This is a genomic window from Neisseria sp. CCUG12390 (genome assembly GCF_047837985.1).
In the GTDB taxonomy this organism is placed as follows: Bacteria; Pseudomonadota; Gammaproteobacteria; order Burkholderiales; family Neisseriaceae; genus Neisseria.
Genome location: NZ_CP181244.1, coordinates 573173 through 597737, shown reverse-complemented (window position 1 = coordinate 597737; position 24565 = coordinate 573173). Strand labels below are relative to the sequence as shown.

Genomic DNA, 24565 nt, shown 5'->3' with positions numbered 1-24565 from the left:
CAAGCCCGGTTCGGAAGCGTAGTTTCCAATGCAGTAACTCCGCGCCTTTCAGGCCGTCTGAAACATTTCAAAGGATAACGCCATGCAACTCAACGACCCGCGCTTATTGAAAAACCTCTGTTACATCAACGGCCGGTGGCTGCCTGCCCACAGCGGCAAAACCCTCGCCGTCGTCAACCCTGCCGACGGAAAAACCGTCGGCGAAATACCGGACATGGACAAAACTGAAGCGCGCGAAGCGGTGGCCGCCGCCCATGCCGCCCTGCCTGAATGGGCAGCGAAAACCGTGCAGGAACGCAGCCGAATCCTGCGCCGCTGGTTCGATTTGATGACGGAACACCAAGACGATTTGGCCGTGATTCTGACTTCGGAACAGGGCAAACCGCTGGCCGAAGCGAAAGGAGAAATCGCTTACGGCGCGTCGTATGTCGAATGGTTCGCCGAAGAAGCCAAACGCGTTTACGGCGATACGCTGCCTGCGTTGTCGCCCGACCAGCGCGTGCAGGTTATCCGCCAGCCCGTCGGCGTATGCGCCGCGATAACGCCGTGGAATTTCCCCAACGCGATGATTACGCGCAAAGTCGCGCCCGCTCTGGCCGCCGGCTGCACGTTCGTCATCCGCCCCGCTTCCAAAACGCCGCTTTCCGCACTGGCGATTGTCGAACTGGCCGAACGCGCCGGCATTCCGAAAGGCGTGCTGAACATCGTTACCGGCTCGTCGCGCGCCATCGGCGGCGTGCTGACGCAGGACAAACGCGTGCGCAAATTCAGTTTTACCGGCTCGACCGCAGTCGGCCGAAAACTGATGGCACAATGTGCGGACACCGTGAAAAAAGTCTCGCTGGAATTGGGCGGCAACGCGCCGTTCATCGTGTTCGACGACGCAGACATCGACGAAGCGGTCAAAGGTGCGGTGGCGAGCAAGTTCCGCAACGCCGGACAAACCTGCGTCTGCGCCAACCGCTTTTATGTGCAGGAAGGCGTGTATGACGAATTTGCGGAAAAATTCACCGCCGCCGTGGAAAAACTCAAAGTCGGCAACGGTTTGGCGGAAGACACCGACATCGGCCCGATGATTGACGAGGAAGCCGTCGCAAAAGTGAAGGAATTTATCGAAGATGCGCAGCAAAAAGGCGGAAAATTATTGTGCGGCGGCGGTTCAGACGGCCTCTTCATGCAGCCGGCCGTGTTGCGCGATGCGACGCAGGACATGAAGTTTGCCAAAGAAGAAATCTTCGGTCCGCTCGCGCCGGTGTTCCGCTTCGGCAGCGATGAAGAAGCGGTAACCTTTGCCAACGACACCGAATTCGGCCTGGCCTCCTACCTCTACAGCCGCGACATCGGCCGCATCACCCGCGCGCAGGAAGCCTTGGAATACGGCATGGTGGCGGTCAACACCGGCGGCTTGTCCAACGCGGCAGCCCCGTTCGGCGGCATCAAACAGTCGGGCATCGGCCGCGAAGGTTCGAAATACGGCATGGACGATTATCTGGAAATGAAATACATCGTGACCGCGGGTATCACGCGCTGATTTTCAGACGGCCTCCACCTGAATACCCTGATTGGAGTTAGATTACCGTTCAAAAACTTTATTATTCCGTCTGCACAACAGGCCGTCTGAAAATATTCAGACGGCCTGTTTTTTAAAATGTCCCCCTGTCGCAAATTTACCAAAACCGCATAACGGTCAAATCTGCAAGCTTGTTTTTTTATCCAATCAAAACAATAACAAAACAACAAAATCACACTTAAAAATCAAAATACCGAATATCTAAAATTTATAACGTTTATCCTAAATCATTGCTTATAATCCCTCCGAAATTATTCCGATTTATGCCAAAGACAAAAAAATGAGCGAATTTACCTTACACATTACCCGAAACGGCCAAACCCAAATCCACGCTTTGCCTGAAGCGCAAACCCTTACCCTGCCGGCAGAAAGCGGTACGCTATACCAAATCTTCGACAGCGAAGGCAATCCGGTTGCCGAACCGAAAACCGAAACCGTCGGCAGCGACCTCCTTGTCTGGACGCAAAACAGCCAAGACCCTGCCCTTATCCTGAGCCGCTACCAAAACTATTTCAGCGTCGGCGACAGCAGCCAACTGCAAAAACTGCAAGCCGCCTTTGCCACGCTTGAAGAAGTTCCTGCGTTTGTCGAAGCACAGGAAATCACCGTCCACAAAGCCGCCGCCGGCATGACCGCAGCCGCTTTGGGCACAATCGGCCTGGTCGCCGCACATAAAAACAGCGGTTCCCACAGACCAACTTCGCCCGATACGCCACGCAGACCGGATAACTCGGAGGCTGAAACCCCGACTGCTGAAACTCCGATTGCCGAGACTCCGATTACCGAAACTCCGACTACCGCAACTCCGATTACCGCAACTCCGATTACCGAGACTCCGACTGCCGAAACTCCGACTGCCGAAACTCCGACTGCCGAAACTCCGACTGCCGAAACTCCGACTGCCGAAACTCCGATTACCGAGACTCCGACTGCCGAGACTCCGATTACCGAAACTCCGACTACCGAAACTCCGAATATCCCGACAGACATTCCTGCCGATACCACGCCGCCGGAACTGACTATTTCCATCAATCCCGTCGCAGCAGACGGTACGCTGAATGCCGCCGACTCCGTTCAGACCCATACGTTGAACGGTAAAATTTCGGGTAACGAAACGCTCGTCAACCCGAGCGTTACGGTAAACGTCAACGGCACCGACTATCCGGCAACCGTTTTTTCAGACGGCCTGTGGTCGCTGGAAATCGACGGGGCAAAACTGGCGGAAAATCAGGGAAAAAACACCGTCCGCGTTAAGGCAGCAGCGGCCGATTCGGCAGGCAATATGGCGACCGCTGAAAATTCGACAGACTATGCCGTCGATACGGTCAAACCCGAACTGACCGTTTCCATCAATCCCGTCACAGCAGACGGAACCATCGACTTGGCCGCCAGCCGTGCCAACCATATCTTGAGCGGAACTTATACCGTCGGCGAAAATACCGGCGGCGAACGGATTACCGTTGTGCTGAACAATCAGGAATATGCGGCGGCAATCCAACAGGACAGCCGCACTTGGACGCTGCCTATCGGTGGAAAAACGCTGGCTGCGGTCGAAGGCGGAAACACGGTATCGGTCAAAATCGAAGCGACGGATGCGGCAGGCAATCAGGCAACGGCATCCGCTCAGACTGCATACCGGGTCGATACGTCTTACACGGCGGCCGCGGTTACGGTGGACGCAATCGATTCAGACGGCCTGATGAATGCGGCCGACAGCAAAAAAGCCGTCATCCTTTCAGGCGCGGTTACGCTTGACGAGACCATGCGCAACCCGAATGTAACCGTTACGCTTAACGGCCAAGACAAAGCGGCGCGTGTCAATGCGGCAGGCGACGGCTGGACGCTGCTGGTCAGCGGTACGGAACTGGCGGCCGACGAAGGCAGCTGGACGGTTCGTGCCAAGCTGACCGCCACCGACATTGACGGTGAAGCCGTTACCGCCGAAGCGACCCGAAACTATACCGTCGATACCCGAATCGACACACCGTCCGTTACTTTCGACCTGATTACCGACGACGACATCATCAATCTGGCGGAAAGCCGCGAAGCCGTGGTATTGAACGGTTCTGTGAAGCACGCACGCGACGGCGACAAAGTGAAAATCACCATCGGCGAAACCGCAGCCGAAGTTGCCGTCAAAGACGGCCGCTTCAGTTTGGCCGTTGCCGGTTCGACATTGGCCAACCACACCTCGGTATCGGCCTCGGTCATCGCCACCGATGACGCAGGAAACCGTGCAGCCGCTTCGACCCAGAAAGGCTATGCCGTCGATCTCACACCGCCGTCTCCTGTGATTACGCTCGACAAAATCACCGCCGACAACGTCATCAATTTGGCCGAAAGCCAAACCGACACTACCCGAATTACCGGTACGCTCAGCAATTACAATCCTGCCGATACCAACATGATTACGCTGCGCTGCGTCTGCTCAACCTGTTCCGGCACAACCGAAACCGTAGAAAAAACAGTCGGCGCAACGTTAAATTCAGACGGCACGTTTACTGCCGATGTTCCTACCGCCGATTTGCTGAAATATGATCGGATTATCGCAGCCGCCGACAGCAAAGATACCGCCCAAAACACCGGCACGTCCTCTGCGGCGCAAAACTACACCGTTATCCTCAACCCCACCATCACACTCGATCCGGTTGCCGGCGACAACTACATTAACGTCGGCGAATTCAGACTGTCCGCGCTGCCGGTTACCGGCCGTATCGCGAATGTCGATTTGACCGCCGCTGCCGTAACGCTGAAATTCTACAAAACCGGAAACTTGGTTAAAGAAGTTGCGGTTACGCCCGACGATACCGGCGAATTTGCCGTAAGCGAGAGCGGCAACAGCCTGCACTTCAATTACGACACCATTACCGCCGTTTTGCAAAGCAGCGGCAAAACCTACACCGCAAGCCAAAGTTTTAGCGGAGCCGCCTATTCGCCGCGCTGGGGCGATGTCGCCCTGACCGGCGTTGCCGTTGACAACATTTTGGACAGCAGCGAAACCTTGTCGGCCACCACAACCGTAACCGGCACATTCAGCCTCAACCGCAACCCCAGCGCGCCCGCAGGTGTCGAGCCGTATCTGGATATTGTGCTGATCGTCAACGGCAAAACCTACAACGTCAAAACCGACGGCATGTCCGGCACGTTTACTGCCGCCGTCGATATGGCCGACCTGATTGCCGATTCCGACCAAACCATCGACATGGTCGCCACTTTGCGCGACAGCGCAGGCAATTCCGCAGGCAGTCGTTCCGCCACGCTGGTTTATCAGGTTACAGACGACCACATCAACGAACCCGAAATTACCATTGACCCCATCGCCACCGTCAATCAGGCCTATGCCCTTGCCCATGCCGAAACCGTGTTGGGCGGCAAAGTCAAAACCGACGGCGATACCGCCGACAGCGTCATCACCGTCAGCATCAACAACCAAACCTATACAGCCCAACGCAGCGGCGACACTTGGCGCGCCAACGTGAAAACCGATGATTTGATCGCGGGCGGCGGTGAAGTTACCGCTTCGGTTACCGCCACCGATCTGGCAGGCAACAGCGCAACCGCTCAAACCCGCGCAGCTTATCTCGCCGACACCGCGCCGCCGAAATTGGACATTACGCTCGATACCGTCGGCAACGGCAACCTGCTGACCGCCGCCGATCTGCAAAACAGCATAACCGTGTCCGGCAAAGTCGGCGGCGAATTCAAAACCGGCGATACCGTGGTACTGACCGTCGGTTCGACGACCGTTACCGCCGGAGTCGGTTCAGACGGCCTCTTCCGCACAAACATCGCCGCTGCCGTCATGCAGGACAACAGCAGCATAGCGGCGTTTATCGACAGCAGCGACCAAGCCGGCAACACCGGCCATGCGCAAACGCAGCAAAACTACCGCGTCAGCCTCAACGGTATCGAAATCGAGTTTGATCCGGTGACAGCCGACAATATGATCAACGTCAGCGAACAGCATGCCGACCTTGAAATCACAGGCCGTCTGAAAGGCGGCGGCGCGCTTCCCGGACAAACCGTCATCGTTACCGTCAACGGCCAAAGCCACATTGCCGCCGCCGACGCGGACTTGGGCTTTAAAGTCAAGGTTTCCGGCCAAGATTTGGCCGACAATCCGGGCTATACCGTTCACGCGCGCGTACTGGATGCCGACAACCGCTTCCAAGCCGCAAAATCGCACAGCTACACCGTTCAAAACGATGTTGCCGCCGCCGTGCGCATTACCCGAATCGGAGAAGACAACGCGCTCGGCGTAAGTGAACGCTACGGCAACGTCCGCCTGAAGGGGTTCCTTGACTTCGGCGGCAGCCTCTACGCGCAAGGCCGCAACAAAGATGCGGTGGAAGCCGTCGTCATCAGTATCGGCGGTAAAACCTACACCGCAGGCTTCGACCGCGATGATTTCAGCTTCCACGTCGATATTCCGTACCAAGACTACCCATCGCTCATCGGACAAACCGTCGGCCACCGCTTCCTGACCAGCAACGTCAACCTCTATGCGCTGGAAGGCGGCGGCAGCAGCAAAACCGTCCGCAGCGTCCATACCACGTCTACCGAGGGAAAAAGCGAATTAACCGAAATCGGCGTGTTTTTCGATACTCCGGCCGTAAACGGAAAAACACTCCAAGCCCTACCGCAAACCGGCATCATCAGCGGAACGGTCGAAGGTTCGGCACAGGCCGGCGATACGGTAATCCTTACCGTCGGTAAGGCCGAATACACCGCCACCGTTTCAGACGGCCTCACGTTCAGCGCAGCCGTTGACCATCAAGATTTAAGCGTGGCCGATAAAGTAACCGCCGTACTGACTACCCGCGATTTGAGCGGTAAAACCGTCAAAGTTAGCGATACCGCCGCATTCGCCCGCAGCGGAGACAATGACGGCGCATTCGTCAATCCGCACAAACACACCAACAACAGCCAGCGCGTTACCCTGCACAGCGACAGCGGCTACAACTTCGCCTATTTCATCGACACGGTGGCCAACAACAATGCTTCTTCCGGCGGCTTTTTAAGCTATGCCAGAACACCTTTCGGCGGCTACGACAGCAACGGAAACGTGAAGAAAACCGTCTTGAAATATTACTTTGCCGATACCGCAAACGATTATTCGCAGGGAAAAGAATATGTCAACGCCAATTACGTCAAGGCAGGCACATTCGTCGACATGAGCGAAACCATGAAAGACGTGGCGCGCAGTGCCTATGCGGAATTCAGCGCGTCCACCAACATTCTGTTTGAAGAAACCGCCAACCGCGCCGAAGCCGATTCCGTCATCATGTCGGCACAGCTGGGCGGCGTATTCTCCGGAAGCGGTGCATTTGCCTTTGGCGGCGGCCTGCTGGTATTCAGCAGCTACTATTTCGGCGAAAAATTCAATGACCGCGCCTATCAGAAATACCTGGCCATGCACGAAATTTTCCACACCCTCTCCGCAGGCCACACCGACGGCGAATTTTCCAAACTGCGCGACAGCAGCGGCAACGCCTATGCTGCCGCAGAAGATTACAGCTCCGAATACAGCTCGATGTCGTATTCGTACGGCTACCACGGCAACCGGCCTGCCGGTATCCCGATTTACGATTTGGCCTATATGCACTACCGTTTCGGTGTCAATCAGGAAGCGCGCAGCGGCAACGACATCTACAGCTTCGGCAACTACGCGTCGCTGGTTCAGGACGGAACCGTCTATATTTGGGACGGCGCGGGTGTCGATACCTTCGACGCCTCCGCCGAAAACGAAGGCGTTACGGTCGATTTGACCCCGGGTTCGTGGATATACCGGACTTCACAGTTGTCCGACAGCTTCATCGCCGAACGCAAAGTGACGCTGGCCGCCAACGACTATAAAACCTACTTTGCCGAACAAGACCTCAACAGCGTAACCGTTGGCGGCAACCTGCCGGCTTACAGCTACACCGAATACGTCAAAGGCCAAGCCTTTATCGGCTACGGCACGCAGATTGAAAACCTCAGCGGCTCGAATTACGACGACATCCTGACCGGCAACAACGCCGACAACGCCATCAGCGGCAACGGCGGCAACGACACCATCAAAGGCGGCGCAGGCAACGACTATTTGGACGGCGGCAGCGGCCAAGACCGCATGGACGGCGGCGCCGACAACGATACCTACATTACCGACGACGCAGGCGATGTGCTGACGGAAGCGGCTGACGACGGCGAAGATACCGTGTACAGCAGTGTCAGCCATACGCTCGGCACGCATTTCGAACACCTGCACCTGCTCGGCAGCGACAGCATCAGCGGCACAGGCAACGCCTCCGGCAATACCCTGACCGGCAACCACGCCGCCAACACCTTAACCGGCGGCATGGGCAACGACACCATCAACGGCGGGCGCGGCTCTGATACCCTCATCGGCGGCGACGGCGCGGATACTTTTGTGTTCGATACCGTTTTAGACGGCTCAATCGACCAAATCCCCGACTTCAGCTTGGAAGACACCCTCAGTCTTGACGGCACCATCTTCAGCGCACTCGGCTTGGGCGGCAATGTCGCCGACCATGTCCGCTACCACGATGACAGCGGCCTGCTGAGCTACGATGCCGACGGCAGCGGCACCGCCGGCGAAATCCATTTTGCCCGACTGTCGGCCAATCTCGGCGACGTGGAAAGCAGGATTGTCGTGGCATAACCGCCGAATCCGCCTGATTCGGCATCACTGGGTTTGCCGTCAAAAGGCCGTCTGAAAACTGTTTTGCACCAAACCGGAATATAGTGAAGTCAAATCAGAAAAATACAGGGCAGCAAGGCGGAAACAGTACAGACAGTACGGCAAGCGTCGTCCAACGAAGTAAATTTCTGATTTTCGTTCACTATACTTTCAGACGGCCTCTGCTTTCCGATTTACCGTACTGCCGCCAAACCGAAACAGCCGTCTGTGTGGAAATCCGCTTCAAGCCGAACGCCGAATCAGGCCGTCTGAAAAATATTTTCAGACGGCCTTTCTGCGTTCCGATCATTGAAAAAACAGGCATTTTTTTGTATAATCACGCGCTTATCAAATTTATCGAAAGGCCGTCTGAAAACTGCCCGATGCTTTTTCAGACGGCCTTTTCCATTGACAAATCTATCCTGAAAAAACGACCATGTCCGAAATCCTAGACCAAGTGCGCCGCCGCCGCACGTTCGCCATCATTTCCCACCCCGACGCGGGTAAAACCACGCTCACCGAGAAGCTGCTGCTGTTTTCGGGTGCAATCCAGAGCGCGGGTACGGTCAAGGGTAAGAAAACGGGCAAATTCGCGACTTCCGACTGGATGGAAATCGAGAAGCAGCGCGGTATTTCCGTGGCGTCATCCGTGATGCAGTTCGACTACAAAGACCACACCGTCAACCTGCTCGATACGCCCGGCCACCAAGACTTTTCGGAAGACACCTACCGCGTACTTACCGCCGTGGACAGCGCGCTGATGGTCATCGACGCGGCCAAAGGCGTGGAGGCGCAGACCATCAAGCTGTTGAATGTCTGCCGCCTACGCAACACGCCCATCGTTACGTTTATGAACAAATACGACCGCGAAGTGCGCGATTCGCTGGAATTGCTCGACGAAGTGGAAAGCATCCTGAAAATCCGTTGCGCGCCCGTGACTTGGCCGATCGGCATGGGCAAAAACTTCAAGGGCGTGTACCACATTCTGAACGACGAAGTGTATCTCTTCGACGCGGGCGGCGAGAAGCTGCCGCATGAATTCGAGATTATCCAAGGCATAGACAATCCGCGTTTGGACGAACTGTTTCCGCTGGAAATGGAAAACCTGCGCGCTGAAATCGAACTGGTGCAGGCCGCGTCGAACGAGTTTGATTTGGAAGAATTTTTGGCGGGCGAACTCACGCCCGTGTTCTTCGGTTCGGCGATTAACAATTTCGGCATTCAGGAAATTTTAAACTCGCTCATCGATTGGGCACCCGCGCCGAAAGGCCGCGACGCGACCGTACGCGAAGTGATGCCGTCTGAAGAAAAATTTTCCGGCTTCGTGTTCAAAATCCAGGCCAATATGGATCCGAAACACCGCGACCGCATCGCCTTTCTGCGCGTCTGCTCGGGCAAATTCGAGCGCGGCATGAAGATGAAGCACCTGCGCATCAACCGTGACATCGCCGCCAGCAGCGTGGTTACATTTATGTCGCACGACCGCGAACTGGTGGAAGAAGCCTACGCCGGCGACATCATCGGGATTCCCAACCACGGCAACATCCAAATCGGCGACAGTTTTTCCGAGGGCGAACAGCTGGCGTTTACCGGCATTCCGTTTTTCGCGCCGGAACTGTTCCGCAGCGTGCGCATCAAAAATCCGCTGAAAATCAAGCAGCTGCAAAAAGGCTTGCAGCAGCTCGGCGAAGAAGGCGCAGTGCAGGTGTTCAAACCGCACTCAGGCGCGGATTTGATTTTGGGCGCGGTCGGCGTGTTGCAGTTTGAAGTCGTTACTTCGCGGCTGGCCGCCGAATACGGCGTGGAAGCCGTGTTCGACACCGCGTCCATCTGGTCGGCGCGCTGGGTGTCGTGCGACGACAAAAAGAAACTGGCCGAGTTTGAAAAAGCCAACGCCGCCAACCTTTCCGTCGACGCAGGCGGCAACCTCGCCTACCTCGCCCCCAACCGTGTGAACCTAAACCTGACGCAGGAACGCTGGCCGGACATCGTGTTCCACGAAACGCGCGAACACGCGGTCAACCTGAACGCCTGATGCTTGCTTTACAACAGCAGAGGCCGTCTGAAAAAACAGGCTTCGTTTTACGGCAAAGGCCGTCTGAATGATTTTCAGACGGCCTTTTTCTCTACCGCAAAATCATTTCATTTATTTTAAAACAAATTACCCATAAATTTTAAATCCGATCACAAAAATGAATTTAATCTATTATTTCCAAGCATTTCCAGCTATACTTATTCATATAATACGCTAAATAAAACAAAAAAGACAAAAGAATAATTTTGTCATTATTTTATTCTAAATGATTTATTTGATTACCCAGAAAGGAAGCAGAAATGAGCAAGCAAACGGCAAACACGGCGACGCAGGCCGCCGTGGAGAACCCCACTTCCCTGATTTTGACAGGCAACGACAGCCGCAACACGCTCAGAGGCCGGGCAGGTAACGATACGCTGCACGGTTTGGGCGGCAACGATACGCTCTTGGGCGGCGACGGTGCCGACAAACTGTATGGCGGCGCAGGCAACGACACCCTTTACGGCGGCATTTCCCGTCTGCCCGAACGGGACGACATCCTGCCCAGCGGCTGGCGTTGGAAAGACGAAAACGACGGCAACGATTTTCTCGACGGCGGCAGCGGCAACGATACGCTGATGGGCGGCAAAGGCGACGACACTTATTATTTCGACCGCGGTTACGGCAGCGACACCATCATCGACTTCACCATTCCGGGCGTGGAAACCCTCTCCGACCCGCAAGGCCGGAACACCGTGCGTTTCGGCGCGGGCATCCGCCCTGAAGATTTGACCATCAAAGCCGCCGTCAATGCCGACGGTTTGCTGGCGAAAACTTGGGAAATCGGCATCAAAGACAGTACCGACAAGCTGCTCATCCACAACCAAACCGCCGTGGCTGCCGACCAGTATTTCAATCCGGCCATCACTTGGTTTGCATTCGATTCGGGGACGCTCAATTACGCCGGACTGGATCGGCGCATCGGTGTCGAAGGCTATACCAAAACCATCAACATTTCCGCAAACAGCGGCTACCGCTCCGACTACGATACATTCGGCATCGGCAGCAGCAATACCTCGCCGCTGCGCTTAGTGAAGATAGAAAAAGTCAGCGGTGGCCGTCTGTTTGAAGTCAACAGTGAAGGCGAAATGATCGAGTGGATTAAATCAGGCACTGTATCAGCCCATTATTCTGAAAATCTCATCTTCGTGCCCAACCACAATGCCGCTGCCCCGAGCATCACTTACAGCTATCTGCCCGAGGGCAGTTCCGACGACAGCGAAGCAGGCGTTTCACACACCATCCGTTTCCAACCGCTAACCGGTCACACCGATGCCGACCGCATTCTCTTCGGCAACGTCAACGGCAATTATCTGGCCGGCGGCGCGGGTGACGATCTGATAAACGGCTTGTATGGCAACGACAGGCTGCTGGGCAAAGGCGGCAACGATACCCTGTTCGGCAATCAAGGCAACGACACCATCGACGGCGGCAGCGGCAGCAACCTGCTGTACGGCGGCAGCGGCGACGATGTTTATCTGTTCGGCAACAACGGCGGCCAAAACCGCATCATCGATGACGCAGGCAGCAACCGCATCCGCTTCGGCAAAGGCATCCGCCCCGAAGACCTCACGCTCAAGTCGCTTTTCACCGACAACGGCACCGATTGGGAAATCACGCTTGAAGGCACAAACAGCACCATCTTTATCGAAAACCAATACGACCGCGACAATCCCGCCGTCAGCTCGTTTGTTTTCGATTCCGTCACGCTGACCGACGAGATGTTTGAAGAAAAAGTCTCCAATCCGCCCACCGCCGAATATGCCTTAACATCCCCCGTCATTCTGCCTGACGAGGTATCGACAAACGGCATCATCGGATAAAGGCTTTTACCCGCATCCTCGGATACTGCAGCCGCGTACCGAGGCCGTTTTCAGACGGCCTTAACCCATGCGTGCGCCTGCCTGCTGCGGTTAACGGGAATGCGGCACGGTTCCAAATCATTCGTCTATGCAGCAAAGGTTTCAGGCCGTCTGAAAATATTTTCAGACGGCCTTTCTTTACCGTATCGGAATCATGCGCCGACAACCGAAATAACGGCAGCCCCGGCAGGAAAACTGAACCCCTTCCCGATGATGGACATTTCCATCCAAACACTTCGCCGCCATCGGTATCGAAAACAAATGGCCGATGGCATTCTATTTTTCAGACGGCCTGAGCCTTTGCAAAACCCCGGATTTGAGTACAGTTCGAAGTGATGGCAGCACAAAAATTCAGACATATCAAAAGACAGGCAAACTTTCGAGCAGCGCATAACGAAGAAATGTGCCAAAGATAGGAATTTTGCAAAGGTCTCGGCCTTTGATTTTAGAGCGATGTCCCTTAAAATACGCCTGCCCGCTCATTGCGCGCGGGCTCCGTTTTTATTTTTTAAGGAAAATCAAATGATTCAACAAGTAAACTCTGTCAAGCATTGGGCAGACAGCCACCAGAACATTGCGTTTTGGCTCAAAACCGCCTTGGGCGCGAACCTGATTGCGGTCATGGCGCAATTCTCGATTCCGCTGCCTTTGGTGTCGATTACCCTTCAATCGCTGGCGGTGACGCTGGTCGGTTTCGCGCTGGGGCGCAAAGCCGGTGTCGCGGCGGTATTGCTGTATCTGCTGGAAGGCGCGCTCGGTATGCCGGTGTTTGCCAACGGCAAGGCAGGCTTTGCCGTGTTGATGGGACCGTCGGGCGGCTACCTGTTCGGCTTTGTCGCGATGGCCTATATCTTGGGCTGGTTCAGCGATCGCGGCGTGTTGCAGTCAGTGTGGAAAAGCGCGGCGGCGGCATTGCTGGCGACCGCGGTGATGTTTGTTCCGGGTCTGATTCAGCTTTCATTCTTCGTCGAACCGGGCAACGTTTTGGAAGCCGGCCTGTATCCGTTTATCGCGGGCGGCGTGGTGAAATCGGTTGCCGCGGCCTTGCTGGTGACGCCGACTTACCGCTTCTTCCAAAAATTCTAAAGTTTGAGGCCGTCTGAAAACGGGACAAGGGAAACCGCGGTTTCCTTTCCGTTTCAGACGGCCTGTCGATTTTATGCAGAAATTACCCGATATTTTTCAAAAGCTTGCCCGCGTAAAAATACTTCACTTCGAATCGCAAAGCCTCGACGGTTCGCAAATGGACTGGAATTGCAGCGGCACGGGAGAAACCTCGGTCGAGCAAAACGGTTCGCTGCTGACTTTCCGCGACCGCTTCCGTCTCGACAACGGACGGCTCTGCCGCGACGACAAGCAATGGCTGCTGGAAGACGGCGGCTTGACGTTTTTCCATTACCGCGAACAGGCGTTCCGGCGGATTTTCACGTTTTGCGAACAAGGCGGCGACATCGTCTGTACGCAGCCTTACCTTTGCGCACCGGACTGCTATTCGGGCGGTCTGGCCTTCGACGGCGACGGCATTATGTTGACGATTCGCATCCAAGGAAAGCGGAAGAACGAAGTGATTCGGTATGTTTACCGATAAGCAAAGGCCGTCTGAAAAAAAATATTTCAGACGGCCTTTTTTAATCCTGATTCACGCCCACAAATCCCACGCGAATTTGCCGATGATCAACACCAGCAGACACATAAACCCGTATCGCAGGAATTTCGTGCCGCCGCGTATTGCCAAACGTGCGCCGATGATGCCGCCGATGAGGTTCGCAACCGCCAGCGGAACCGCCCATGCCCACACCACATGGCCGTTCGGTACGAAAAACGTCAGCGCGGCAAGGTTGGTGGTGGTGTTGATGACCTTGGCCGAAGCGTTGGCCGTGAGAAAGTCATAAGCGTAAAAACGCACGAAGACAAACGCCAGCAGGCTGCCTGTTCCCGGCCCGAAAATGCCGTCGTAAAAGCCGATGAGCGCTCCGAAAAACAAGCCCCACAGGGTTTCTTTGCGCGTCAGCTTGGCGGTGCGCCGGATTTGGCCTAAATCCTTCTTTAAAAAGGTATAAAGACACATCGCAATCATGATGACCAGCATCATCGGCTTCATGTATTCGGTCGGGAAATACGCCACCGATTTCGCACCCAGATACGATGCGGCAAACGCCAATACCGCCGCCGGCAGCAGCATTTTCCACGGCACGGGGATTTTGCGCACATACTGCCACGTTGCGGTTACGGTTCCCGAAAACGAGGCCACTTTGCCCACGCCCAACACCGTCGGCACCGGCGTATTCTGCGGCAAAACGTTAAACAGCCCCGGAATCTGCAACAAACCGCCGCCGCCCACCGCCGCGTCCATCAGTCCGGCCAAAAAACCGATCATCATCAAAAAGTAAAGCGTCGTTTCCATCAGCAGGCAGTCTTGGTAATAATAGGGAATATTTTAATGAAACCGTGTTTGCCCGTCCATATGGAAAGGCCGTCCGAAACGTTCAGACGGCCTTTGAATTTTACAGATAAGGGATTGGATTTTCAGCCGAAATTCATTTAAAATACGCGCCTTTTGACAGCTAGATTGATTTCCGAACATGACAGAACATACTCCCGAACACCACACCCCTGCTCCTCACAAACCCCGCCGTTTCACACCGCAGCGCAGCTTTTTAGGCAGCCTGATTTTCGCCAGCCGCTGGTTGCAACTGCCGATTTACTTGGGCTTGGTGGTGGTACAGGCAGTTTACGCCTATAAATTCCTCAAATCGCTCTGGCATTTGGTGGTCAACCTCAACCAGATGGACAACAACACCATCATGCTGGCGATTTTAAACCTCATCGATGTGGTGATGATTGCCAATTTATTGGTGATGGTGCTCATCGGCGGCTACGAGACCTTCGTTTCGCGCCTGCGCGTCGACGACCACCCCGACCAACCCGAGTGGCTCAGCCACGTCAACGCTTCGGTGCTGAAAGTGAAATTGGCGATGTCCATCATCAGCATTTCCTCGATTCACCTGCTGCAAACCTTCATCAACGCCGCCAACTTGCCGGAAAAACAGATGATGTGGCAGTTCATCATCCACATGGGCTTTTTGGTCTCCGCCGTCGCGATGGCGTGGACGGATAAAATCGTGTACAGCACGTCGCACAAACACCATTGATTTTTCTCTAAAAAATGCCGTCTGAAATGTTCAGACGGCATTTTCTATTGTGTTGCAAAAGATTGCGATAAGGTTTCCAATACCACACGGATTTTGGCTGATTGGCCGCGGTAGGCGGTGACGGCATAAATCGTGCGCACGGGCAACGGGTATTGCGGCAATACCTGCACCAAACTGCCGTCTGCAATATAAGGTGCCACATCGCCCGCCAGCAACACCGCCAAACCCAACCCCGCGCGCGCCAATTCGCGGGCGGTGGTGGAATGATTCAAGCAATCTGTGCGGCTGGTCGGCAAGACTTTGGGCAAACCGAGCTGTTTTAAGGTATCGAGCAACACCGAATCCTGAAAATTCAGCCAATGCGCTTGCGGTAAATCGTGCGGCGCGGCAATCGGGTGGCGGCTTAAATAATCGGGCGAGGCGCAAATCATGGTCTGCCAATGTGCCAAAGGACGGGCAATCAGGCGGTCGTCGTCCGGCTCGGGTACGGCGCGGATGGCAATATCGGGGCTATGGTCGGCATGCAAATCGCTCAGGCGGTTGTCTTCGATAAGGATCAGGCGGATGGACGGATAATGTTCGCGCAACGATGCGATGGTTTGACGGATGGCGGGCGTTTGCGCGTAGCCGTCGGGCAGCGTGATGCGTACGTCACCTGCCGGCTCGGCACGCAGATTCTGCATGGCCTGCTCGGTTTGCGCCGACAATTCGGCCAATTGCTGCGCATACTGCCACAAGATTCTGCCTTCTTCAGTCGGCGCAAGGCTACGCGTGGTGCGGTTTAACAGTTTGATTTGGTAATGCTTTTCCAGCTTTTGAATATGCTGGCTGACCGCACTGGCCGTCATGTTCAGATGCTGCGCGGCGGCATTCATGCTGCCGTGTTTGAGTACGGCGTTGAAAATAGCGATGAGTTTCAGGTGTTCCATTATTAAGTAAATCTTAAAACTGTTTGTATTATTTTTCGGATTATCAAGTAATTCAGCTTAATTTACAATACCGTTATCGAGTCAGGCAGCCAACATGCCGTCTGAAAACCATGTTTGAAAGAAACCATCATGCCGCATATTGCCATTAAATGTTACCCAAAAGGTTTGAACAAGCAGCAACTGCAATCATTTGCCGACGATTTGACCGCCTTCGTCAGCGAGCGTTTGAACACGCCCGATGAGTGGATCACCATCGATTATCAGGAATTGTCTGAAAACGATTGGAAAGAGCAAGTGTATGATGCGGAAGTGAAACCGAATGGCGACCGCTTCCTGCGCAAACCACACTATCAGCTTTAATCTATCAGGCCGTCTGAAAAACAGCATTTTCAGACGGCCTATCATGCTTGATATGGATATGGAAATGATCATGAAAACCTTCACCGCTTTACTGATGGCCGCCCTACTCGCCACCGCCGCCCATGCCGAACCTTTGCGCTATTTCGGCCAAACCGAGCAAAGCTACCAAAGCCACACCAACTACGGCAACAATGCCGCTTCCGGCCGCTACGCCGTTTCAGACGGCAGCAAGATTTATTACGAAGTGTACGGCCAAGGCAAACCGATTGTCGTGTTGCACGGCGGCATGGTCGGCTCTACCGCCGAAATGGGCGAATTTATCGACCGCTTGCGCCCACAACGCCAAGTCATAGCCATCAGCACCCGCGGCCACGGCAAATCGGAAAGCGGCAAAGTGTTGCCGACTTACGCGCAAAAAGCCAAAGACACCGCCGCCGTGTTGCGCCAACTGGGCATCAGCCAAGCCGACTTCTTAGGCTTCAGCGACGGCGCCTACACCGCGCTGCAATTCGCGGCAGACTACCCGACGCAGAGCGGCAAAATCATCGCCATCGGTGCCGGTGAATGGAAACGCGGTTTTATTCAAGGCGGCGCCAAAGAGCGTGCATCGTTTGCCGTCTTGCAAAAGCTAGACCCTGCCTACTGGGCGCAACAGCAAACCATCCGCCCCAATCCTCAACACACCGCGCAATGGGTAACACAACAAAACGCCGCTTACAATCAAACCGAATTTGGCGCGGAAACGTTTAGCCGCGTGCAATCACCGGTGTTGCTGGTGGTGGGCGAAGACGATCAAAACGCCCCGCTGGATACGGTTATCGCCGCTTATAAAATGCTGCCGAACGCTGATTTGGCGGTGATTCCGAATACACCACACCCGACTTTTGCCGTGAACTTTCCGGCAGTTTGGGCTTCGGTTGAGCCGTTTTTGAATCGGTAACTTTTTAATAGTAAAAGGCCGTCTGAAAAATCACTTTTCAGACGGCCTGTGTTTTTAATAAGCCATTAATTCGGCCGCGCGGTTCAAACCGGTTTCCAAGGAATCGACCATAGCCGCATAGCCGTCGCCCTGCTGCGGCGTTTCCACATGGAACGGGCGGCTTTGTCCGTTCGGCCACAGCGCGTAGCCGCTGACCACGGTTTGCCCCTGATAGCTGCCGTTAAACGCTTCGACATACACTTTCAGCACTTGGCTGCTTTGGCTGCGGCCGGACGGGATAAAAGTATATTGGCGGTTCAGGCGGTTGAGTTTGTTGCTCAGATTATTGGCCAATGCGCTATCGAGCGGTGCCGCCCACAAATGGTTTCTGGCGAAATTCAGATGGTGCACATCGGTTTGGTACACCAGCCCGCCCTGGTTCAGCGGTTCGGCCAGATACACCTTCACCGCCAGTTCGTTTCCTTGGCGCGGCTGGGTATATTGGCTGTCGGGCAGCACGAAATACTGCGTACTTTGCGGCGTGGAACACGCGGCGAGCGACAGGGCGAAAGCTAAGGCTAAAAGGCGCATTATCGGCTTCCTTTCGGGATAGGGTCTTTGGTATTGCTGTTGAAAATCAACGCGTTCGGTTTTTCTTTCAAGGTATTGATGACCGGCTGCGCGTCTTTCAGCGTTTTATCGATGCTCTGCAAGGTATTCTGCACGTCGCCGTAAATCGGCGATTGCGGCGATACGCCTTGCAAGGTTTGACGCAACTCTTTCAGGGTTTGGTTGATTTCGTTCGGAATATTCTGGGTCTGCGGTTTGCCGGCCAGCTGATTCACCGAATTGAGCGTAGCGGTAGCGGATTGCAGGGTGGATTTCAGTTCGGCCAGCGAAGTGTTCAGGTTGCCGACGGTTTTTTCCAGCGGCAGATTGTTGAATTTCGCCAACAGGTTCGACAACTGCGCCTGCAAATCGTCCAAGCCGCCGCCGCGCGTGGCGATCACGGTATCGCCGCCGTAAACGGTATGCGGTTTCAGCTTCGGCAGTGAAGACGGTTCGTCGGTCAGCTCGACCAGCTTGCTGCCGGTAATCAGGTTGTTGCTGGCGAGGGTGGCGGTGAGGCCGCGGTTCAAGGCCATCTGAAACTGCTGCTGCCAATGCGCTTTGCTCTGCGTGTCGGCATTCATTTCCAAGCGCGAAGGCTCGAGGCGGATGCGCACAGGAATCCAGCCGTTGGCAAACAGCTGCAGGCTGTCGTTGCGCTCGAAATACGGCACATCCGACACCACGCCGATGTTGATGCCCTTATATTCCACCGGCGCGCCTGCGGTCAGACCGCGCACGGATTGTTTGAAAAAGGCGGTGTAATAGAGCGAACGGTCATCGGGCAGATTTTCGACTTCGCTGCGGCTGTCGTAAAGCGTGAAAGTATCCTCGTTTTTCACCGCCCGGGTATCGTCGGTTTTGGGCGAACTGAACGCAATCGCACCCGACAGCAAGGCCGGCAGCGGCGCGGAGTTGACCTGAATGCCGCTGCCCGAGGTTTGGATATTGATGCCGCTCTCCAGCCAGAAACGGCTTTCGGAATGAATCAGCTTGTCGTTCGGGCTTTGGATGAAAATGGTGTAATGCACGGTCTGGTCGTTCGGGTCGAAGCGTGCGCTTTCGATTTGGCCGACCATAAAGTTTTCATACAGAACCGGGCTGCTGACATTGAGAATCTTGTCGTTGGAGCCGACCAGTTTCAGGCGCAGACCGCTTTGGCCGATGGCGGCAATCGGCGGAATGTCCTGCACCTTAAACACGCGCTCCTCTTCCGCGCTGGTGCCCGGGGTAAACGCGATGTACGAACCCGAAAGCAGCGTACCCAAGCCGGTCACGCCGCTTTGGTCGATGCGTGGCTTGACGACCCAAAACTGGGTGTCCTTGCGCATCAAATCCTGCGCATCGGCATTGAGCTGCGCAGTGGCCTCTACGCCCTTGCGGTCTTCGCGCAGTTTGATTTTGGTGACGCGGCCGACATCGACGTTCAACACCTTAATCACGGTATTGTTGACTTCGATGCCCTCCGCGCTGTCGAGCAGCAGCGTCACGGTCGGGCCGGTATTGCGGATTTGCTTCATCAGCAGCCATCCGCCCGCAATCAGGGCAATCAGCGGAATCAGCCACACCACCGAAGTAAACACATTGGTCTTTTTGACGCGTGCCGGCGGAGGCGGCGGTAAATCGTTGTCGGGTCGGTTTAAATTATCGTTCATATTCATTATGGCCGTCTGAAACTTTGTCCCAAATCAGGCGCGGATCGAAAAAATAGGCGGAAATCATGGTGAGCAGCACCACCAGACAGAAATAGACGGCGGCCTCACCCGGCACCACCCGTGCCATATTGGTGTGAAACGCGCTCATCAGGATAATAATCACAAAAATATCAATCATCGACCAACGGCCGATGGATTCGGTAATCCGGTACATGGCCGACATCTGCGGCGCACTCAGCGGCGGCTTGAAATAGGCCGACGCAATCAGCACGCCCATCGCCGCGATTTTCAACACCGGCACCAAGATACTCGCACTGAAAATAATCGCCGCAATCAACTTGTCGCCGTCATGCCACATATAAATGATGCCGTTCATGATGGTGTTGATTTCGACGGTGGTCGGGTTGGACGAAATCATGATCGGCAGCAGGTTGGCCGGAACATAGAGAATCGCCGCCGCCAGCAGGAAACACAGCGAAATCCGCAGGCTGTAAGGACGGCGGCGGTATAAATCCGCACCGCATACGCCGCAGGTCTGTTCACCGGCATCACGGAAATACAGGCAGCGGCTGCAGCAGATTTTATCGTCCGAGGCCGTCTGAACCGCGTCGAACCCCAAAATGCGGTGGATTTTATAATATACCCAGTGTTGCGGAATCGACACCGATGTCCGAATCAGCATCACGGCGAGCGCAAACATCAGGTAAAAAGCCGGGCCGAACGTGACCTGCGCCACCGACGATAATTTAATATACGCCACCAGCGTGGAAACAAAAAACACATCGACCATAATCCAATGCCGCAAACGCACCAGCACGCGCGTACAGAAAAACAGCGCGGGCAGCATTTTTTCCATCGCCAGCGCGGCGTAAACATACATGCACAACAGCAAAAACAGCAGCGGCGTGCCGAACGTCAGGATAAACATCACTTCGGCCAAGAAACCGAATTCCTGCAACACCAACAGCCGCATCATCTCCGGCAGCGTCAGAATCGACACCACGCCCATCATCTCAATCTGCAGAAACAGCATGGTGTACACGAAAGCCATTAAAATCAGCGAGGTACCGGCATAAGCCAAAGGCGCGATATAGGGATTTTTCTCCACCTGCACGATTTCGTGATGACACGTCGGACAATGCGCTTCCTGCCCCTGAAGCAGACGCGGAATCCCAGTGCGGCAGCCGCAGTCGGGACAATCCACCGTATGCGCAGGCAGGGCGGCATCGTTGCGGAACGACTTGTAACGCCACCAGCGTCGGTAGGCAGGAAACAGTTTCATGAAATCGTGTCGGAGCAAAAACTTTATCAAGCTCGGCATTATATAGCAAAAACAATCCGATAGAAGCAAATCGTTGTAAAGGCCGTCTGAAAGGAAAAACGTTTGGCATATCTCTGTCCGAATCATCCGAAAAACAGAAAGGCCGTCTGAAACTTATTTTCAGACGGCCTTTCTGTAAACTGCCTTACCAATAACCCAACACTTTCCACCAAATCCCGCCGATAACGACAAACACCAGCAGGTTGACCACGCTCATGATGAAACCGACTCTCCACCATTCGCCCAGCGTCGAATAGCCCGAACCGAAGATAATCGGCGCGGTACCCGTCGCGTAATGGGTTAGGGTCATCATGATGTTGGACGCGGCGGCCATCAACAGGGCAAACAGCATCGGCGGTACGCCCAAGGCGATACCGGCGGCGTAGAATGCGCCGAACATGGCGGTAATGTGTGCGGTAGTGCTGGCGAACATATAATGCGCGTATAGATAAGCCAACAGCAGCAATGCCGATGCGCCCATCCAGCCCATGCCTGTTGCCTCGATGCCGCTTTCCAAAACGCCCGAAAACCATGTTATCACGCCCAGTTTATTCAAAAATGTCGCCATCATTACCAATGCGGCAAACCAAGTGATGGTGTCCCACGCGCTTTTTTCTTTGAGAATGTCGTCCCACGTCAATACGCCCGAGAGCAACAGCAGCGACAAGCCGATGAACGCGGTCGTGGTGGCGTCAACGGCATACGCTTTGCCCAGCAGCAGTTCCGGAATGCCTGCCCACAAAAACAGCAAAATCCCGAAAATGCCCAGCATAATCCACTCGCCGCGGCTCATCGGCCCCTGCTCTTTCAGACGGTCTTTGGCAAACTGCATGGCGTTGGGCGTTTCTTTCACTTCGGGCGGGCAGATGAAATACAGCACGGTCGGCATCAAAATCATCGCAATCAAACCCGGTACAAACATCGCCAACGCCCATGTGCCCCAGCTCAGCTCAATATCGCTGTTGGTTGCTTTGGCCACCAGCTCCACCACCAGCGGATTGGGCGCGGTGGCGGTGATGAACATCGCCGACGTAATCGGATTGCTGTGGTAATTGACCAGCGACAGGTATTTACCCATGCGGTTTTGCGTGCCCTTTTCCGGATCGGAATCGTAGCTCGACGCAATCGCCTTCATCACAGGGTGGATGATGCCGCCGCCGCGCGCGGTGTTGCTCGGCGTTACCGGTGCCAGCAGCAGTTCGGACAAAGCCAAGCTGTAGCCGATACCCAGCGTTTTCTTACCCCACACCGCGATAAACAGATAACCGATGCGCGCGCCCAAACCGGTTTTCAGAATGCCGCGCGAAATCATAATCGCCACACCAATCAGCCAAATCAGCGAACTGGAAAAGCTCGACAGCGCGTCTTTAATCGCACCGGAAGGCTTGTCGTTGGTGCCCCCGGTCAACGCCACCAATGTGATGGCAATCATCGCAATCGCCCCAATCGGCATGGCTTTGCCGATAATCGCCGCAACCACGCCGACAAACATCGCCAGCAGATGCCAGCCCTCGGGCGTTACCCCTTCCGGAACGGGAACCGCAAACCAAATCAGCAAAGCCAATGCCAACGCAACCGCTGTCGGAACCGGCTTGAAACCTATTTTCTTGTCCATCATCAAGCTCCTGTATGTGTGAAATCGGAATTTAATATTTGTCAACAACAGTATAATCCCGCTTTCCACCCTGCCGGCTTTGATGTATCACAAGAAAATACCGATTATTTCGATATAAATGTTTCAGGCGCGGACAGCATTCCGACTTCGCCCAATCCCGTCTTGAAAAACACAAAGGCCGTCTGAAAAACTTTTCAGACGGCCTTGCTCCGCTTTCGTCATGCAGCCGTTACAACCCCAAATCTTTCCACATGGCATCGACTTTCGCCACAGTGGCCGCGTCTTTTTCAATCACGCGTCCCCATTCGCGGTCGGTTTCGCCCGGCCATTTGTTGGTCGCGTCCAAACCCATTTTGCCGCCCAAACCGCTGACGGGGCTGGCAAAGTCGAGATAATCAATCGGCGTGTTTTCCACCAAAACCGTATCGCGCACGGGATCCATGCGCGTGGTAACCGCCCAGATGACTTCTTTCCAGTCGCGGCAGTCCACATCATCGTCCACCACGATAATGAACTTGGTGTACATAAACTGGCGCAGGAACGACCAGCAGCCCATCATCACGCGCTTGGCGTGTCCGGCATACTGCTTTTTAATCGACACCACGGCCATGCGGTAGGAACAGCCTTCCGGCGGCAGGTAGAAATCGACGATTTCGGGGAACTGCTTTTGCAAGAGCGGCACGAACACTTCGTTCAAAGCTACGCCCAATACCGCAGGCTCGTCGGGCGGCTTGCCCGTGTAGGTGGAATGGTAAACCGGATCTTTGCGCATGGTGATGCGCTCGACGGTGAACACGGGGAAATGATCCTGCTCGTTGTAATAGCCCGTGTGGTCGCCGTAAGGCCCTTCCAGCGCGGTTTCGTCGGGATAAATCACGCCTTCCAGCACGATTTCCGCCCGCGCGGGCACCTGCAAATCGCTGCCGATGCACTTCGCCAGTTCGGTTCGCGAACCGCGCAGCAGGCCGGCAAACTGGTATTCGCTCAACGTATCGGGCACGGGCGTAACCGCGCCCAAAATGGTCGCAGGGTCGCAGCCCAACACCACGGCCACGGGATAAGGCTGCCCCGGATTGGCCTTTTTGAACGCCTGAAAATCCAGCGCGCCGCCGCGGTGCGCCAGCCAGCGCATAATCAGCTTGTTTCTGCCGATGAGCTGCTGGCGGTAGATGCCCAGATTCTGGCGTTTTTTGTGCGGCCCGCGCGTTACCGTCAAGCCCCAGGTAACCAGCGGCGCCACGTCTTCCGGCCAGCAGTGCTGTATCGGAAGTTTATATAAATCAACCTCTTCGCCTTCCCACACGATTTCCTGACACGGCGCGTTTTTCACCACGTTCGGCGACATGCTCCAGATATCTTTCAACAGCGGCAGCTTGGAAAACGCATCCTTAATGCCTTTGGGCGGCTCGGGTTCTTTCAGGTAGGCCAGCGTCTGGCCGATTTCGCGCAGCTTGTCCACGCTGTCCGCACCCATGCCCATCGCCACCCGCTCGGGCGTGCCGAACAGGTTGGCCAGCACGGGATAATCATAGCGGCTGCCGTCCGGCTTGACGGCGTTTTCAAACAAGAGCGCCGGCCCTTCGGCACGCAGCACGCGGTCGGCGATTTCGGTCATTTCCAAATGCGGCGACACCGGCGTACTGATGCGCTTGAGCTTGCCCTGCTGCTCGAGCATGGCGATAAATTCTCGTAAGTCTCTGTATTTCATCTTGACTCTTTCAGGCCGTCTGAAAACGACGGCAGCAATCCGCATTTCCGCCGCACCGTTCAGACGGCCTTTTCTCGGGTTTTCAGGTTTCAGACGGCCTGCCGAAGCA

At 55.1% G+C, this 24565-nt stretch carries 16 protein-coding genes; 9 read left to right on the top strand and 7 right to left on the bottom strand.

The genetic code is table 11. The features are described from left to right. Positions 1-82 precede the first annotated feature (82 nt). The 6 genes from ACM67E_RS02760 to ACM67E_RS02735 all read left to right on the top strand — a co-directional run bounded on the left by ACM67E_RS02760 (position 83) and on the right by ACM67E_RS02735 (position 13776). The gene (locus tag ACM67E_RS02760) at positions 83-1531 is read left to right on the top strand and encodes an NAD-dependent succinate-semialdehyde dehydrogenase (protein ID WP_416192104.1); all 1449 of its coding nucleotides are present in this window, start codon (positions 83-85) and stop codon (positions 1529-1531) included. A gap of 319 nt (positions 1532-1850) precedes the next feature. Then, the gene (locus ACM67E_RS02755) at positions 1851-8234 is read left to right on the top strand and encodes an Ig-like domain-containing protein (RefSeq protein ID WP_416192103.1); all 6384 of its coding nucleotides are present in this window, start codon (positions 1851-1853) and stop codon (positions 8232-8234) included. A gap of 454 nt (positions 8235-8688) precedes the next feature. Next, positions 8689-10287 (top strand): peptide chain release factor 3, encoded by a 1599-nt coding sequence (locus tag ACM67E_RS02750; RefSeq protein ID WP_416192102.1) that lies wholly within the window; start codon positions 8689-8691, stop codon positions 10285-10287. A 299-nt stretch (positions 10288-10586) separates the two neighbouring features. Next, positions 10587-12149 carry a calcium-binding protein gene (locus ACM67E_RS02745; protein ID WP_416192101.1) on the top strand — a complete coding sequence of 521 codons (1563 nt, stop codon included), beginning with the start codon at positions 10587-10589 and terminating at the stop codon, positions 12147-12149. Between the two features lie 561 nt (positions 12150-12710). After that, positions 12711-13274 carry a biotin transporter BioY gene (locus ACM67E_RS02740; RefSeq protein WP_416192100.1) on the top strand — a complete coding sequence of 188 codons (564 nt, stop codon included), beginning with the start codon at positions 12711-12713 and terminating at the stop codon, positions 13272-13274. A 73-nt stretch (positions 13275-13347) separates the two neighbouring features. After that, complete coding sequence (locus ACM67E_RS02735) at positions 13348-13776, top strand: DUF6314 family protein (RefSeq protein ID WP_416192099.1); 429 nt, start codon at positions 13348-13350, stop codon at positions 13774-13776. Positions 13777-13827: 51 nt separating this feature from the next. Here the strand turns inward: ACM67E_RS02735 and ACM67E_RS02730 are convergent, their stop codons facing one another. Next, complete coding sequence (locus ACM67E_RS02730) at positions 13828-14592, bottom strand: sulfite exporter TauE/SafE family protein (RefSeq protein ID WP_416192098.1); 765 nt, start codon at positions 14590-14592, stop codon at positions 13828-13830. A 178-nt stretch (positions 14593-14770) separates the two neighbouring features. Between ACM67E_RS02730 and ACM67E_RS02725 the strand changes: the two genes are divergently transcribed. Then, positions 14771-15340 carry a TIGR00645 family protein gene (locus ACM67E_RS02725; protein ID WP_416192097.1) on the top strand — a complete coding sequence of 190 codons (570 nt, stop codon included), beginning with the start codon at positions 14771-14773 and terminating at the stop codon, positions 15338-15340. Between the two features lie 44 nt (positions 15341-15384). Here the strand turns inward: ACM67E_RS02725 and ACM67E_RS02720 are convergent, their stop codons facing one another. Then, positions 15385-16269: a LysR family transcriptional regulator gene (locus ACM67E_RS02720; RefSeq protein WP_416192096.1), complete on the bottom strand. Its 885-nt coding sequence runs from the start codon at positions 16267-16269 to the stop codon at positions 15385-15387. A 129-nt stretch (positions 16270-16398) separates the two neighbouring features. On the opposite strand from ACM67E_RS02720, the gene ACM67E_RS02715 reads away from it, so the two are divergent. Continuing rightward, on the top strand, positions 16399-16629 hold the full coding sequence (locus ACM67E_RS02715; protein ID WP_416192095.1) for a tautomerase family protein: 231 nt from the start codon (positions 16399-16401) through the stop codon (positions 16627-16629). Between the two features lie 70 nt (positions 16630-16699). Beyond that, complete coding sequence (locus ACM67E_RS02710) at positions 16700-17569, top strand: alpha/beta fold hydrolase (protein WP_416192094.1); 870 nt, start codon at positions 16700-16702, stop codon at positions 17567-17569. Between the two features lie 54 nt (positions 17570-17623). Here ACM67E_RS02710 and ACM67E_RS02705 read toward each other — a convergent pair whose 3' ends face one another. The 5 genes from ACM67E_RS02705 to ubiD all read right to left on the bottom strand — a co-directional run bounded on the left by ACM67E_RS02705 (position 17624) and on the right by ubiD (position 24456). Beyond that, positions 17624-18139 carry a PqiC family protein gene (locus ACM67E_RS02705; protein WP_416192093.1) on the bottom strand — a complete coding sequence of 172 codons (516 nt, stop codon included), beginning with the start codon at positions 18137-18139 and terminating at the stop codon, positions 17624-17626. Beyond that, positions 18139-19812, bottom strand: coding sequence for an intermembrane transport protein PqiB (pqiB, locus tag ACM67E_RS02700; protein ID WP_416192092.1), 1674 nt, complete (start codon positions 19810-19812; stop codon positions 18139-18141). Before pqiB ends, ACM67E_RS02705 begins: the two co-directional genes overlap by 1 nt. Continuing rightward, on the bottom strand, positions 19802-21094 hold the full coding sequence (locus tag ACM67E_RS02695) for a paraquat-inducible protein A (protein ID WP_416192091.1): 1293 nt from the start codon (positions 21092-21094) through the stop codon (positions 19802-19804). The genes pqiB and ACM67E_RS02695 overlap by 11 nt, the downstream gene beginning before the upstream one ends. A 184-nt stretch (positions 21095-21278) precedes the next feature. Then, on the bottom strand, positions 21279-22736 hold the full coding sequence (locus ACM67E_RS02690; RefSeq protein WP_416192723.1) for a DASS family sodium-coupled anion symporter: 1458 nt from the start codon (positions 22734-22736) through the stop codon (positions 21279-21281). Positions 22737-22977: 241 nt separating this feature from the next. Beyond that, a complete protein-coding gene (gene ubiD / locus ACM67E_RS02685; protein ID WP_416192722.1) occupies positions 22978-24456 on the bottom strand; it encodes a 4-hydroxy-3-polyprenylbenzoate decarboxylase in 1479 nt (492 codons plus the stop codon). Between the last annotated feature and the right edge of the window lie 109 nt (positions 24457-24565).

What these genes read in the sequence shown, in the direction of transcription:
- ACM67E_RS02760 (WP_416192104.1), top strand. Translation starts at nt 83, where the DNA reads ATGCAACTCAACGACCCGCGCTTATTGAAAAACCTCTGTTACATCAAC.
- ACM67E_RS02755 (WP_416192103.1), top strand. Translation starts at nt 1,851, where the DNA reads ATGAGCGAATTTACCTTACACATTACCCGAAACGGCCAAACCCAAATC.
- ACM67E_RS02750 (WP_416192102.1), top strand. Translation starts at nt 8,689, where the DNA reads ATGTCCGAAATCCTAGACCAAGTGCGCCGCCGCCGCACGTTCGCCATC.
- ACM67E_RS02745 (WP_416192101.1), top strand. Translation starts at nt 10,587, where the DNA reads ATGAGCAAGCAAACGGCAAACACGGCGACGCAGGCCGCCGTGGAGAAC.
- ACM67E_RS02740 (WP_416192100.1), top strand. Translation starts at nt 12,711, where the DNA reads ATGATTCAACAAGTAAACTCTGTCAAGCATTGGGCAGACAGCCACCAG.
- ACM67E_RS02735 (WP_416192099.1), top strand. Translation starts at nt 13,348, where the DNA reads ATGCAGAAATTACCCGATATTTTTCAAAAGCTTGCCCGCGTAAAAATA.
- ACM67E_RS02730 (WP_416192098.1), bottom strand. Translation starts at nt 14,592, where the DNA reads ATGGAAACGACGCTTTACTTTTTGATGATGATCGGTTTTTTGGCCGGA.
- ACM67E_RS02725 (WP_416192097.1), top strand. Translation starts at nt 14,771, where the DNA reads ATGACAGAACATACTCCCGAACACCACACCCCTGCTCCTCACAAACCC.
- ACM67E_RS02720 (WP_416192096.1), bottom strand. Translation starts at nt 16,269, where the DNA reads ATGGAACACCTGAAACTCATCGCTATTTTCAACGCCGTACTCAAACAC.
- ACM67E_RS02715 (WP_416192095.1), top strand. Translation starts at nt 16,399, where the DNA reads ATGCCGCATATTGCCATTAAATGTTACCCAAAAGGTTTGAACAAGCAG.
- ACM67E_RS02710 (WP_416192094.1), top strand. Translation starts at nt 16,700, where the DNA reads ATGAAAACCTTCACCGCTTTACTGATGGCCGCCCTACTCGCCACCGCC.
- ACM67E_RS02705 (WP_416192093.1), bottom strand. Translation starts at nt 18,139, where the DNA reads ATGCGCCTTTTAGCCTTAGCTTTCGCCCTGTCGCTCGCCGCGTGTTCC.
- pqiB (WP_416192092.1), bottom strand. Translation starts at nt 19,812, where the DNA reads ATGAACGATAATTTAAACCGACCCGACAACGATTTACCGCCGCCTCCG.
- ACM67E_RS02695 (WP_416192091.1), bottom strand. Translation starts at nt 21,094, where the DNA reads ATGAAACTGTTTCCTGCCTACCGACGCTGGTGGCGTTACAAGTCGTTC.
- ubiD (WP_416192722.1), bottom strand. Translation starts at nt 24,456, where the DNA reads ATGAAATACAGAGACTTACGAGAATTTATCGCCATGCTCGAGCAGCAG.